The 13222-nt window shown below is 66.7% G+C and carries 12 protein-coding genes; 10 read left to right on the top strand and 2 right to left on the bottom strand.

The features are described from left to right. Nucleotides 1-307: 307 nt before the first annotated feature. The gene (gene nucS / locus FBY31_RS05555) at nt 308-1003 is read right to left on the bottom strand and encodes an endonuclease NucS (protein ID WP_142037898.1); all 696 of its coding nucleotides are present in this window, start codon (nt 1001-1003) and stop codon (nt 308-310) included. A gap of 149 nt (nt 1004-1152) precedes the next feature. Between nucS and FBY31_RS05550 the strand changes: the two genes are divergently transcribed. Then, nucleotides 1153-1509, top strand: coding sequence for an ATP/GTP-binding protein (locus FBY31_RS05550; RefSeq protein ID WP_142037895.1), 357 nt, complete (start codon nt 1153-1155; stop codon nt 1507-1509). A 44-nt stretch (nt 1510-1553) separates the two neighbouring features. Then, a complete protein-coding gene (locus FBY31_RS05545; RefSeq protein ID WP_142037892.1) occupies nt 1554-2354 on the top strand; it encodes an alpha/beta hydrolase in 801 nt (266 codons plus the stop codon). Nucleotides 2355-2421: 67 nt separating this feature from the next. On the opposite strand, the gene FBY31_RS05540 is transcribed toward FBY31_RS05545, so the two are convergent. Continuing rightward, nucleotides 2422-3732: an AI-2E family transporter gene (locus FBY31_RS05540; protein ID WP_200833315.1), complete on the bottom strand. Its 1311-nt coding sequence runs from the start codon at nt 3730-3732 to the stop codon at nt 2422-2424. 191 nt (nt 3733-3923) lie between these two features. Here FBY31_RS05540 and FBY31_RS05535 point away from each other — a divergent pair, with 191 nt between their 5' ends. The 8 genes from FBY31_RS05535 (at nt 3924) to FBY31_RS05500 (ending at nt 13204) form a co-directional block, all read left to right on the top strand. Then, nucleotides 3924-5624, top strand: coding sequence for a hypothetical protein (locus FBY31_RS05535; RefSeq protein ID WP_200833314.1), 1701 nt, complete (start codon nt 3924-3926; stop codon nt 5622-5624). 53 nt (nt 5625-5677) lie between these two features. After that, nucleotides 5678-6661 carry a tetratricopeptide repeat protein gene (locus FBY31_RS05530; RefSeq protein ID WP_142037889.1) on the top strand — a complete coding sequence of 328 codons (984 nt, stop codon included), beginning with the start codon at nt 5678-5680 and terminating at the stop codon, nt 6659-6661. After that, complete coding sequence (locus FBY31_RS05525; RefSeq protein ID WP_142037887.1) at nt 6661-7758, top strand: NADH:flavin oxidoreductase/NADH oxidase; 1098 nt, start codon at nt 6661-6663, stop codon at nt 7756-7758. Before FBY31_RS05530 ends, FBY31_RS05525 begins: the two co-directional genes overlap by 1 nt. 50 nt (nt 7759-7808) lie before the next feature. Then, nucleotides 7809-8621 carry an ABC transporter ATP-binding protein gene (locus FBY31_RS05520; protein ID WP_142037884.1) on the top strand — a complete coding sequence of 271 codons (813 nt, stop codon included), beginning with the start codon at nt 7809-7811 and terminating at the stop codon, nt 8619-8621. Further along, nucleotides 8603-10174 carry a transporter gene (locus tag FBY31_RS05515; protein WP_142037882.1) on the top strand — a complete coding sequence of 524 codons (1572 nt, stop codon included), beginning with the start codon at nt 8603-8605 and terminating at the stop codon, nt 10172-10174. Before FBY31_RS05520 ends, FBY31_RS05515 begins: the two co-directional genes overlap by 19 nt. A 21-nt stretch (nt 10175-10195) precedes the next feature. Further along, on the top strand, nt 10196-10978 hold the full coding sequence (nagB, locus tag FBY31_RS05510; protein WP_142037879.1) for a glucosamine-6-phosphate deaminase: 783 nt from the start codon (nt 10196-10198) through the stop codon (nt 10976-10978). A 118-nt stretch (nt 10979-11096) separates the two neighbouring features. Next, nucleotides 11097-11429 carry a DUF3039 domain-containing protein gene (locus FBY31_RS05505; protein ID WP_373427016.1) on the top strand — a complete coding sequence of 111 codons (333 nt, stop codon included), beginning with the start codon at nt 11097-11099 and terminating at the stop codon, nt 11427-11429. Next, nucleotides 11429-13204: a DEAD/DEAH box helicase gene (locus tag FBY31_RS05500; protein ID WP_142037873.1), complete on the top strand. Its 1776-nt coding sequence runs from the start codon at nt 11429-11431 to the stop codon at nt 13202-13204. The genes FBY31_RS05505 and FBY31_RS05500 overlap by 1 nt, the downstream gene beginning before the upstream one ends. Nucleotides 13205-13222: the final 18 nt, after the last annotated feature.

Here is a 13222-nt window from a genome sequence, read left to right as displayed (position 1 = left end):
TGGAACTTTTTAAGAACGGCACACCTCGTGCCGGCCTTGGTCACTCCGCGAGAAGAATCCTGGATTGCCGTCCCGAAAAGGGGCCGGCGCTGCAGGAGCTTCGCGCTCGCAACATGTCTTGCGAGCATGAAAACACCTACACAAAGACTGAGATAAGAATTTCATGCCGGTACGCGAAGGTCAACGGTTTGGGCAACTAAACGAATAAATTTTGGGTTAAGAGCCGGTTAAATGTCCTTGTTGGAACGAATTCAGCGCCTCAGGAAGGGCAGCCTGCTGATTACCTGCCCCCTGGTTAAAGGCGGCGTCAGAAAAGCCTCGACTCAATGTCGTCCACACCGCGCATCGCGTCGTAGTCGAGGGTTATGCAGTCAATTCCGCGGTCCCTCGCCAGGACCTTTGCCTGCGGCTTGATCTGCTGGGCAGCGAAGATCCCGCGGACCGGCGCCAGCAGGGGATCGCGGTTCAGCAGTTCAAGGTAGCGTGTGAGCTGCTCCACGCCGTCAATGTCGCCGCGCCGCTTGAGTTCGATGGCCACTGTGGCGCCGTCCGCGTCCCTGGCCAAGATGTCCACCGGCCCGATCGCCGTGAAGTACTCACGGCGGATCAGGGAATAGCCTTCGCCCAGCGTTTCGATCTGCTCCGCCAGGAGCCGCTGCAGGTCCGCCTCCACGCCGTCCTTGATGAGGCCGGGGTCTACGCCCAGGTCATGCGATGACTCACTGAGTTTCTCGTGGAGGTTGATGATGAGGCGGTCATCTGTCTTGGCAGACTGCACGGTCCACTGCTCAACGACTCCCAGTTCAAGGTCCACGTCCTCGGGGGACGAGACGCGCAGGGTGGCCGGCGGGCTCATCCAGTTCAGCGGCTTGTAGGAGCCGCCGTCCGAATGGACCAGGACGGAGCCGTCGGCCTTGACCAGCAGGAGCCTGGTGGCAAGGGGAAGATGGGCTTTGAGCCGGCCAACGTAATCAACGGAGCATCGGGCTATGACAAGTCGCACGCCGTACAGACTACCGTCTAGCGCGGCGGGCGCTTGCCCGGGGGCTTCCTGCGGACGCGAGTGCGGACGGGAGCATGCCACGGCCGCAGGACCTGTCCGGAAGAAGGCAGAGGGAGCTGGCGATGCCCGGGCTGGGGCAGAATGGAAGCATGCCGCGTTCCAACCGACCCCGCCGTCCAGTGTCCGGAAAAGCCGGGGCGGCTTCCGGCCGGGCGGGCGGAAGAAAAGCGAACGGGGACGTTCCCGAACTGGACCTGGAACGGGCCCGGGCCGGCATCGCCCGGCGGGAAAGTGCGCCGGACGGCGAATGGATGGTCCGCACCATGACCGCCAAAAACGCCGAGAAGACCTACATCTGCCCGGAGTGCTCCACTGCCGTGGTGCCCGGGGTCGCGCATCTGGTGGTTTGGAAGGACGACCACCTCTTCGGGGCGGCAGCCGGCCTGGCGGAGCGGCGCCACTGGCACACCAACTGCTGGATGACCCGCAGTTACCGGTACCGTTAGGTCCCGCGGGCGGCAGGACTCCCGCTGTCGCTAAGCTGGCAGGCATGACTTTTGATCCGGCCTCGTACGAATACAGCCACTCCACCGGCCCCACTCCCATCCGTGCCTCCACTGTCCTGCCGGCCACCCGCGCCAACGTGGAGATGACGACGGCAGACGGGCATACCCTGGTGGGCGAACTGGCGCTTCCTGAGTCCGGACCGGTAAACGCCACCCTGATTACCCTGCATCCGCTGCCTACCCATGGCGGTTTTATGGATTCGCATGTTTACCGCAAGGCCTCCTACCGGCTGCCGGCCTTGGCCGGAATCGCGGTGCTCCGGTTCAACACGCGCGGCACGGAATCCCCTCGCGGCACGAGTACCGGAGCTTTTGAGGAGGGCATCGGGGAGCAGCATGACGTGGAGGCGGCCGTCCGCTTCGCCGTCGAACGCGGGTTGCCCAACCGGTGGCTGGTGGGCTGGTCCTTCGGTACCGAGCTTGCCCTGATGTATGGGGCTGTTGAACCCGTGGCGTCTGAGATCGAGGGCGCCATCCTGCTCTCGCCGCCGCTGCACCGGGCCAAGGACTCCCACCTCCAGCAGTGGGCGCAGTCCGGCAAGCCGCTCAAGGTGCTGGTGCCCGAGCACGATGACTACCTTCAGCCTGCGGAAGCAGCGCAGCGCTTCAGTCTGGTGCCGCAAGCCCGCGTGGTGGGAGTCAAGGGTGCCAAGCACCTGTGGGTGGGGGAGAAGTACGCCGGGCGGGTGCTGAACGAGATCGTCCATGAGGTCACGGGCGCGGGCTCCGTGGGAACCAGCCTTCCGCAGGAATGGGACGGGCCGGTGGCCAACGCGCCGGCCTAGTGCTCCAAGAGGTCCAGTGCCATAGCCGGCGCTGCTCTGGGCGCCGCGCTTTGGGAGCTCCAGTACCTCAGTGCTTGTCCTGCCGGACGATGTAGATTTCCTTGATCAGCAGCAAAATGGCGGCCGCGGTGGGAATAGCGATCAGGGCGCCCAGGACACCCAGCAGGCTGCCGCCTGCGATGACGGAGATGACGGCCACCGCTCCCGGTACGGCCACGGCCTTCTGCATGATGCGCGGCGAGATGAAGTACGCCTCGAACTGCAGGTAGGCGAAGTAGCAGATGCCGTAGACCGTGGCGGTCTGCCAGCCCACGGTGAGGGCAATGAGGACCACCACCACGCCGGCGATCATGGCCCCCACCAGCGGGATAAAGGCAAGCAGTGCCACCACAAACGCCAGCAGCAGGGCGAACGGGACCCCCACGACGGACATCACGATAAAGGCGAACGTGGCATTCAGGATGGCAACGCAGGCCTGTCCGATGACGTAGTTGCCCACTGATTTGGTGATTTCCTCGGACAATGCCTCCACCCGATGGCGGCGCGAGCGCGGAGCAAGCCGGTAGCCCCACTTCTTCATCGCCGGCAGCGCTGCCAGGAAGTACAGGCTGAGCACCAGGACAATCAGGGCCCCGAATAATCCGTTGGCTACCGTGGATCCGAATCCCACCACGCCGCCGGCGATTCCGCCCATGGCCTCGGGGTCGTTGACGAACTTGTTGACTTCTTCGGCGATCCGGTCGCGGACTCCGAACTGGTCATCCAGCGTACGGAACAGGTCCGAGTTCATAAAGTCCCGGACCCAGATGGGTGCCTGCTCCACGATCTCGGTGACCTGTTCCACGATGGTGGGGATCAGGGTGGCAAAAAAACCGACGACGGCAGCCACGAGCACGCTGACGGACACCAGGATGCCGGCCGGACGTGGAATCCTGCGGCTTTCCAGCCACCCGACCACCGGTTCAAGGCCCAGGGCAATGAAGAGCGCCGCGACGATCCACAGGAGCAGTTGCGTGGTGTGCGACCCGACCCAATAGACCAGCAGTGCGACCCCTACGCCGACAGTGCCCATAAAGCCCAGGTAGAGCGGATGCTGGGGGGACATGCGGGGGCCGGGGTCACCGAACTGGGGGCGGCTCACGCCGTCGGGATCCTCGGTGGACTCTTCGTGCTGTGAGTACTCCGGCGGCATTTCGAACCGGAGCCTTGGCTGGGCCCCGGGCAGCGGCTGCCGAAGGCGGCGGACTACCAGTCCGAGGGCAGCTGCTGCGGAACCTCTCCGGTGGGCTGCCGCGGCTACCGGCGGAACGGCTGCCGAAGGCTCCGGGCTTCGAGGATTCTCGGGTGCCGCGGAGGACTCGTCCGTCTTGTCAGTCACTGGTTTTGGGGGCCTGTTCCGTGCGTGGCACCGCGTCCGCGGTCCGGTGTGATGATCATCGCAAACACTATCAGCAGCCTTGTCAACACCCGCGGAAGGCTGCTGTCCGGGCGCCGCTGACGGTGCCGTGGCGCCGGCCGATCGGGGGCCGTGATAACAGAACGGTTACTATTGAAGCTAAACCCCCGCTGATGATAGGTGTTCCCTTGCGTTTAAAGACTGCAGCCGCACTTGTGCTGCTCGGCCTCCTGACACTGCTGGCCGGCATCGGCCAGAAAACCATCTGGGCCCCCTCCGAAACGTTCACGGCCTCTGCGCCCGCTGATGGGCAGGCGGCGCCGTTGACCGTCATAGACCAGAACCTGCGCACCCTGCACGGCGGAACCGTCAAGATCGATATCGAGGGTGACGGCAATTTCCTGCTCGCGGCAGGCCGTCCCGACGACGTGGACGCCTGGGTGGGGCAAACGGCGCACAACACCGTCACGGGGGTTTCGGAGGACGGAAAGTCCCTCCAGGTTGAACATGCCGACGGCGAGGCCACTGCGCCGAGCCCGGCCGGCTCCGATCTCTGGGTGTCCGCCGAGAATGCCAGCGGAGAACTGGAATACTCCTGGACGCCGCCGGCTGACGGCGACTGGACGCTCCTGCTGGCTTCGGACGGGACCCAGCCGGCCCCCTCCTCCATCTCCATGACGTTCCCGAACGATACCTCCACGCCCTGGGCCATCCCGCTGATGGTGCTGGGCTCCCTCCTGATCCTGGGCGGCATCGTCCTGGCCCTGCTCTCCGCCCCCAAGCGCAACGGTGAAGGCGATGGCAAGGGCAGCGGTTTTGCCCAGCGTGCCCGCGCCCGGTCCGAGGCCCGCTCGTCTTCGCCCCTGGGCATGGTTGCAGCGGGAGTGGCAACGGTGGTTGTGGCTGCCGGAGCCGGTACTGCGGCACATGCAGCGTCGCCCTCGCCCTCGTCGGATCCGGCGTCGGCGGCGTCAGCCGCCGGGCAGGCCGGCTCGCCGGTGCTGCTGGATGCCCAGTTCCGCCGCATCCTGGAGCAGGTCTCCAGCGTTGCGGACGCCGGTGATGCGGCAAAGGACGCCGCGAAGCTGGCCGAGCGGGTAGGGGGGACCGAGTTGGAAGTCCGGACGCAGAACTACAAGATCCGCTCCCAGGTGGGATCCTACGAGGCACGCATGCCCGTCCGGTCCACCAAGCTCCTCACCACGGTGGTCACGAAGGACCGCGAGTGGCCGCGGTCCGTGCTGGCCGTGACGCAGGGTGACGGCAACGTTGTGCCGCAGCTGCTGACCCTCGTCCAGGCGTCACCGCGCGAGAACTACAAGCTCGTGGAAACGAATCCTCTGCAGCCCGGGACGACCTTCCCCACCATCAACCGTGACGGGACGGAAACCATGGCTGCCGGTGACAAGACCGGGCTGCTCTACAGCGGTGAAGAAGCAATGTCCGGCCTGGCCGACAGGCTCACCAGCGCAGATTCCGCCTTCAAGGACAAGCTCGTGGAGGGTGAGTCCTCGCCGTACATCGCCGACACCCTGTCCTACCAGTCCGAGGTGGTCAAGGCCGGCGAGAACGGAAACTTCGCGTTCACGCACAAGGTGGTTCCGGAAAGCACTGTTGTGTTCCGTACTGCCGACGGCGGAGCCCTGGTCCTGGGCCGGATCAACTTCGGTTTCGAGGGAACTCCCAAGGCTGCCGGTGACAAGTTGACCATCGGCGACGACGCTGCGGCCTTGGCCGGCGGCAAGGAAACCACCACCGGAATGGTCCTCAGTTTCGCCGAATCCATGGCGGTGTACATCCCGCCGGCAGGCTCCACCGACCCCATGAAGCTCGTTGCCGCAACCCGCGGGCTGGTGGGAGCCAGCTTCAAGTAGTCCCCGTCTCTGCAGTATCCCCGGCAGCGGCCGGAGTGGCTAGAGTGGAAAGCATGAGTTCGCCAGCTTCCCGCCCAGTCCCTCCTGCCGCTGCCAGCCTGCTTAACCTGCGCGGCGCCGTCGACCTTTCCTCACTGAAGCAGCGCCCGGCCCCGTCTGGCCCGTCCGCCCCGCCGACCGGATCCGGCGGCGGACAGCCCGGCTCGGCTCCCGGCGCTCCGGAACTGAAGGTCAACGTCACTGAGGCCAATTTCCAGCAACTGGTGGAGCTCTCAGCCCAGGTGCCCGTGGTTTTTGCCCTCTGGGCTTCCTACTCGCCCGAGTCGGCCGGGATGCTGGACGTCCTTGAGCAGGTGGTGGACAGCTACGGCGGGCGGCTGGTCCTCGGTGCTGCCGATATCGAAGCGTTCCCGCAGCTGGCCCAGGCCTTCCAGGTGCAGGCTGTCCCCACCGCCGTTGCCGTGCTGAAGGGGCAGCCGGTCCCGCTGTTCCAGGGCGGTGCGGACGAACAGCAGGTACGCAGCCTCTTTGACGAACTGTTGAAAGTGGCGGCGGCAAATGGTGTGACGGGCAGCCTGGGCGGGGGAGCCGGCGCCGAGGCGGAGCCCCCGCCGCCGCCGCCGTTGCACCAGGCCGCCTTTGACGCCATCGAAGCAGGCGACTACGCGGCCGCGGCGGATGCCTACCGCCAGGCGCTGAACGACATGCCGTCCGACCACGAGGCTAAGGCCGGGCTGGCCCAGGTGGAGCTGATGCTGCGCCTCCAGCCGTTGACGGCCCAGGACAGCGAAGCCCTCCGCGCACGGGCAGCCGATGAACCGGACAACCTGGAGACCCAGCTTGCCGTTGCCGACCTCGACATTGCCGGTGGGCATGTGGAGGATGCGCTGAACCGGCTGGTCAGCTTCATCGGGAGGAACTTCGGACCGGAGCGGGAGACCGCCCGCGTGCGCCTGCTGGAGCTGTTCGAGGTGGTAGGGGCCTCAGACGAGCGCGTGGCCAAGGCACGGCAGGCCCTGGCCCGGGTGTTGTTCTAGTGTCCGCACTGTTTGAGCCGCTCAAGCTCCGTTCGCTGGAGCTCCAGCACCGCGGCTGGGTATCGCCCATGTGCCAGTACAGCTGCGATCCCGACGACGCGCCGGGAGTTCCGCACGACTGGCACCTGATGCACCTGGGCTCCTTCGCCGCCGGCGGCGCGGCGCTGATCCTCACCGAGGCGGCGGCTGTTAACGCCGAAGGCCGGATCAGTCCCCGGGACGCCGGCCTGTACAACGACGCCCAGGCGGAGGCCTGGCAGCGGATCACCTCCTTCGTGCACCGCTACGGGGCGGCGGACGCAAAAATCGGTGCCCAGCTGGCCCATGCCGGCCGGAAGGCCTCCACGTACTGGCCTTTCTCCGGCCAGCAGGGCAGTGTCCCGGAGTCCGGCGGCGGCTGGACCACCGTGGGACCGTCGCCGTCTGCTTTCGACGGCTATGCCTTGCCGTCTGAAATGACGGAGGAACAGATCAGGGGAGTCATCAACGACTTCGCCGCGGCTGCAGTCCGTGCCGTTGAAGCCGGGTTCGACACCTTGGAGATCCACGGGGCGCACGGCTACCTGCTGCACCAGTTCCAGAGCCCGCTGATCAATGCGCGGACTGACACTTGGGGCGGAGACGAAGAAAGCCGGAACAGGCTCATGCTTGCGGTGGTGGATGCGGTGCGGGATGTTATTCCTGATTCGATGCCCCTGCTGCTGAGGATCTCGGCGAGCGACTGGGCCGAAGGCGGAGTGGACCTGGCAGCCTCCGTGCGCCTGGCCCGGCAGGCGGCTGCCCATGGTGTGGACCTCGTCGACGTCTCCAGCGGCGGAGCCGTGGCCCATCAGCAGATCAAGGCCGGTCCCGGCTACCAGACGGGGTTCTCCGCCGCTGTCCGCAGCGAGGCCGGAGTGCCCACGGGTACTGTGGGCCTGCTGACCTCCGCCGGCCAGGCCGAGCACGCGGTCGCCACAGGGCAGGCCGACGGCGTTTTCATCGCCCGGGCTGCCTTGCGGGACCCGCACTGGTGGCTGCGCGCAGCGTTTGAATTGGGCCACGACATCAGGTGGGCGCCGCAGTACGAGCGCGCGGTACCGCGCCGGACTTTCTGATTGCCGTCAGGAGGACCCCGTGGCTGCGGGGTGAGGACTAGTCTGGCTTCATGACTGCCCAGCACCCTGATCCGGTCCAACACCCTGATCCGGTCCAGCCGGCCCGTCCCGTAGCAGCGCTATCCATCCGCGGGCTGGCCAAGCGCTTTGGCCGGAAGATCGCAGTGGACGGCATCAGCCTGGACGTGCCGGCCGGTTCCTTCTTCGGGATCGTGGGCCCGAATGGTGCCGGCAAGACCACCACGTTGTCGATGGCCACCGGGCTCCTGCGCCCTGACTTCGGCACGGCAGTTGTCCACGGGGTTGACGTCTGGTCCCGGCCGCTGGAGGCCAAGCGGTTGATGGGCATCCTGCCCGACGGCGTGCGGCTGTTCGACCGGCTTACTGGCGAGCAACTGGTCACGTACGCCGGACTGCTGCGTGGCATGGACAAGGACGTGGTGGCCAGCCGCGTGGGGGAACTGCTGGCAGCCCTGGACCTGGCCCAGGACGCGGGCACCCTGGTGGTGGACTACTCCGCCGGCATGACCAAAAAGATCGCCCTCGCCTCAGCGCTGATCCATGCGCCGCGGCTGCTGGTGCTGGACGAACCCTTCGAGGCGGTGGACCCGGTTTCTGCCGCCAATATCCGCTCCATCCTGGACGGCTACGTGGCCTCCGGCGGAACGGTGATCGTCTCGAGCCATGTCATGGACCTGGTGCAGCGCATGTGCGACCACGTTGCCGTGGTGGCGGCCGGCCGGCTGCTGGCAGCGGGGACCGTGGACGAGGTGCGCGCCGGAGCCTCCCTCGAGGACCGTTTCGTCCAGCTGGTAGGCGGCCGCAGCCACACGGAAGGGTTGGAATGGTTGCGCATCTTCTAAGGCTCAAACTGACCCTGTTGCGCAACGGCCTCCGCCGCAGCCCCTGGCAGTTGGTGGGCATGGCCTTCGCCGGGCTTTATGCGCTGGGCCTGGTGGCCATGCTGGTGTTGGTGCTGGTCCTGCTGCGCCGGGCAGACCACGAACTGGTCCAAACAGCCGTGGTGCTCGGCGGATCGGCGGCCATCCTGGGCTGGGGAATCATTCCGGTGGTCGCTTCGGCCACGGACATGACCCTCGATCCTGCACGCTTCACCACCTTCGCCATTCCCATGAAGCAAATGCTGGCAGGGCTGGCACTGGGCGGGCTGATCGGCATTCCCGGGCTGGCCACCACCCTGGTGGCACTGGCCACGGTGGTGACGTGGTCACGCGGCGTGCTGCCCTCGCTCGCAGCCCTCGTGGGAGCAGTGCTGGGGGTGTTGACCTGCATCGTGCTGTCGAAGGTGGTCACCACGGCAACTGCGAGGCTCGCCGCATCCCGGCGCTTCAAGGACGTCAGTGGCATCGCGTTTATGGTGCCCTTGGTCCTCCTGGGCCCGATCGTGGCGGGACTGAGCCGCGGAATCTCCGCCTCCGCCGGCTTCCTGCCGGAGTTCGCAGAGACGATGTCCTGGACTCCGCTGGGTGCTCCGTGGTCGATCGCGGGGGATGTCGACGCCGGCCGGCCGGGAGCGGCCGCCCTGAAGCTGCTCATGTCCGTTGCAGTCCTGGCCGGACTGGCCTGGTGCTGGAAACTGCTGCTGGAACGGGCCCTGGTAAACCCGCCCTACTCCGGCGCCAGCAAGCGCAAGGCCGGAAAGCTGGGCCTGTTCGGGCTCCTGCCCGCTGTTCCCGCCGGCGCCGTAATGGCCCGGTCCCTCACGTACTGGATCCGCGATCCCCGCTACTCCGGCTCACTCGTTGTGGTACCGCTGCTCCCCGTGCTGCTGGTGTTCCAAGGCGCCCGGACCGGCGACTTCAGCACCCTTGCCTTCCTGGCGCCCTTGACGGCGTTTATCCTGGCCTGGTCCATCTCCGCCGATGTCTCCTATGACAACACCGCCTTCGCGCTGCACCTGGCCAGCGGCGTCCGGGGCGTGGACGACCGGCTGGGCCGGGCACTCGCCTGCCTGGCCTTCGCCCTTCCGGTGGTCCTGGTGTTCGCCATAGGCTGCGCCGCATTCACCGCGGACTGGGCTTCCTTGCCCGGCCAGTTGGGATTGAGCCTGGGGATCCTCTTTACGGGGCTGGGTTTGTCCTCCGTGGTGTCGGCCCGCTACACAGTGGCCGTTCCGCTGCCTGGGGACAGTCCGTTCAAGAAGCCGCCCGGAAACGTGGGCCAGACCCTTGCGGTGCAGTTCGCCGGGATGGGAATTCTGTTTGTCCTGGTCCTGCCCGAGGCGGCGCTCCTGGTTGCCCAGCTGGCCACCGGAAACAGTCTTTTCGGCTGGCTGAACCTCGGTGCGGGGCTCCTGCTGGGGCTTGCGCTTTTTGTCACCGGTGTGCGGCTGGGCGGGAAATGGCTGGACGCCCGCGGGCCGGAGCTGCTGGCCCAGGTCACCGTCAACCGCTGAAAAGGCCCCGGAAGGAACAAGATGGAAATCGTTATCCTCAACGGCAGCAAACGGATCGGCAAGCTGGCAGCCGACGCCATCGAGGAGCTGCTCCGGCACAAACCGGACGCTGTCCTCGGCCTGGCCACCGGGTCCTCGCCGTTGCCCATCTATGATGAGCTGGCCGCCCGCCATGACCGGGGAGGCCTGGACTTCAGCCGGGCCCACGGCTTTGCCCTGGATGAGTACGTTGGCCTGCCCGCCGGCCACCGGGAGTCCTACCGTGAAGTGATCCGGCGCGAGTTCACCGACCGGGTGAACATCTCCCCGGAGCACGTCCACGGCCCGGACGGGACGGCGGCTGACATCCCCGCCGCCTGCCAGGCGTACGAGGAATCCATCGCTGCAGCGGGCGGCATCGATCTGCAACTCCTGGGCGTGGGCACCGACGGCCACATCGGTTTCAACGAGCCCGGATCCTCCTTCGCCTCCCGCACGCGGATCAAAAGCCTCATCGAACAGACACGCCGGGACAACGCACGGTTCTTCAACAGCCTCGCCGAGGTCCCGCACCACGTCCTCACCCAGGGGCTGGGCACCATCATGGAAGCCAGGCATGTGATCCTGGTGGCAACGGGGGCGCAAAAGGCGCGAGCAGTGCGGGAATTTGTTGAAGGGCCGGTGGCTGCCATCTGCCCGGCATCGGTGCTGCAGTTCCATCCCCACACCACCGTTTTGCTGGACGAAGCTGCCGCCTCGGCGTTGAAGCTGGCGGATTTTTACCGCCACACCTACGACAACAAACCTGCCTGGCAGGGCCTCTGACCGCCGCCACCGCGCCCGGCAACCAAGCGGGAAAGTACGACGGCGGCAGGTTCCGGGCGGCGCGGCAGCAGCCCCCGGCGTCGAACGTCCGGCCGCCGGAACGGCTAAGATGGATCGCATGACTAGCATGACGGACCCTCTCGAAAACGACCCGATGCGCGAGCTTTCCGGGGCTGGAACGTCCACAGCCACCATTGAGCGCGAGGAACTGCGCCAAGAGGTGGAGCCCGGGGACCGGGAGCGCTTTTCGCACTACGTGCGCAAGGAAAAAATCATGGAGTCCGCGCTGACCGGGGAGCCTGTCATCGCCCTGTGCGGCAAAGTCTGGACGCCCGGCCGGGATCCGCAGAAGTTCCCGGTGTGCCCCATGTGCAAAGAGGTCTATGACGGCCTCCGCCCGGGCAACGACGGCGGCAAGGGTCCCGGAGGGGACTCAGGCAACAACAAATAGTGACGGAGACGCTCTTTGGCGGCCCCACCCTGCCTCCGGCTTATCCGGAACGCGCAGCCTGGGGAACCGCCCCGAAACTCCGTGCCTGGCAACAGGAAGCCCTGGACCTCTACCTGAGGACAACTCCGCGGGACTTCCTGGCGGTGGCCACCCCCGGCGCCGGTAAGACCACGTTCGCGCTCCGTGTCGCATCCACGCTGATCGACTCCGGAACGGTGAACCGCGTGACCATCGTGGCGCCCACTGACCACCTGAAGCGCCAGTGGGCGGACGCGGCCGCCAAGGTTGGCATCGCCATCGACCCCAACTTCAAGAACTCCGACGGCCAGCACGGCCGAGGTTTCATCGGCGTCGCCGTCACCTATGCCCAGGTGGCCAGCAAGCCCCTGCTGCACCGGGCTAAGACTGAGGCCGCGCGGACCCTGGTGATCCTGGATGAGATCCACCATGGCGGTGAGGCACTTTCCTGGGGCGACGGCCTGCGCGAGGCGTTTGATCCTGCGGTGCGCCGGCTCTCGCTGACCGGAACGCCGTTCCGCTCAGACACCTCCCCGATTCCCTTCGTTGAGTACGCGGAGGACCGGGACGGCATCCGCCGCTCCAGGGCGGACTACACCTACGGCTACGGCAACGCCCTGCGGGACCACGTGGTCCGGCCGGTGATGTTTATGGCGTACTCCGGCCAGATGCGCTGGCGGACCAGCGCCGGCGAGGAAATGGCGGCGTCGCTCGGCGAGGCCGCGGTGACCAAGGACATCACGTCCCACGCATGGCGCACGGCATTGAACCCGGCAGGTGAATGGATTCCGGCGGTACTGGCCGGGGCTGACAAACGGCTGAGTGAAGTGCGCCGCACCGTCCCCGATGCCGGCGGCCTGGTGATCGCCACGGACCACGAGGACGCCCGCGCCTACGCCGGACAGTTGAAAAGGATCACGGGGGAGTCGCCCACCGTCATCCTGTCCGATGATGCCAAGGCCTCGAGCAAGATTGAGGAATTCACCGCCAGCGAGAAACGGTGGATGGTGGCCGTCCGCATGGTGTCTGAAGGCGTCGACGTTCCGCGCCTTTCTGTGGGGGTTTACGCCACCTCAACCTCAACCCCGCTGTTTTTCGCCCAGGCTGTGGGTCGCTTCGTGCGCGCACGCAAAAGGGGGGAGACGGCGTCGGTCTTCCTGCCCTCGGTTCCCCAGCTCATGGCGCTGGCGAACTCCATGGAGGCCGAACGGGACCACGCCCTGGACCGGCCGGAGAAGGAGGACGGGGACGGGCTGTTCAATCCCGAAGACTCGCTCATGGCCGAGGCCAACCGCGAGGACAAGGCCTCCGACAGCCTGACCAAGGGCAAGTTCGAGGCCCTGGACTCCCAGGCGTCGTTTGACCGTGTCCTGTTCGACGGCGGCGAGTTCGGGACCGGCGGCGAGGTGGGCTCCGAGGACGAACTGGACTTCCTGGGCATTCCCGGGCTGCTGGACGCCGAACAGGTGGGCACACTCCTGCGGCAGCGCCAGCATGAGCAGCTCAACCGCAAGAACCGGAAGGCTCCCGCGGCCGCTCCTGCGCCCGCGGTCCCGGACCACCGGCTGCTGATGGACCTCCGGAACGAACTGGCCAAGAACGTGGCGGCCTGGTCAGCCCGGACCGGCACGCCCCACGGGGTGGTGCATACCAAGCTGCGCACGGTGTGCGGCGGCCCGCCCGTTGCCCAGGCGAACGAGGAACAGCTGCAGTCCCGGCTGCGGAAGCTTCAGGACTGGTTCGTCGGCCGCAAGTAGCTGCCCCTGCAACCGGGG

Origin of the sequence: Arthrobacter sp. SLBN-100 (assembly GCF_006715305.1) — a bacterium.
Taxonomy (GTDB): domain Bacteria; phylum Actinomycetota; class Actinomycetes; order Actinomycetales; family Micrococcaceae; genus Arthrobacter.
Note: the sequence above shows the minus strand (reverse complement) of the source record. Positions and strands in the feature narration are given on the sequence as shown.

Coding starts and splice junctions, on each gene's coding strand:
- FBY31_RS05545 (WP_142037892.1), top strand. CDS start 1,554: ATGACTTTTGATCCGGCCTCGTACGAATACAGCCACTCCACCGGCCCC.
- nagB (WP_142037879.1), top strand. CDS start 10,196: ATGGAAATCGTTATCCTCAACGGCAGCAAACGGATCGGCAAGCTGGCA.
- FBY31_RS05505 (WP_373427016.1), top strand. CDS start 11,097: ATGACTAGCATGACGGACCCTCTCGAAAACGACCCGATGCGCGAGCTT.
- FBY31_RS05550 (WP_142037895.1), top strand. CDS start 1,153: ATGCCGCGTTCCAACCGACCCCGCCGTCCAGTGTCCGGAAAAGCCGGG.
- FBY31_RS05520 (WP_142037884.1), top strand. CDS start 7,809: ATGACTGCCCAGCACCCTGATCCGGTCCAACACCCTGATCCGGTCCAG.
- FBY31_RS05530 (WP_142037889.1), top strand. CDS start 5,678: ATGAGTTCGCCAGCTTCCCGCCCAGTCCCTCCTGCCGCTGCCAGCCTG.
- FBY31_RS05535 (WP_200833314.1), top strand. CDS start 3,924: ATGATAGGTGTTCCCTTGCGTTTAAAGACTGCAGCCGCACTTGTGCTG.
- FBY31_RS05515 (WP_142037882.1), top strand. CDS start 8,603: ATGGTTGCGCATCTTCTAAGGCTCAAACTGACCCTGTTGCGCAACGGC.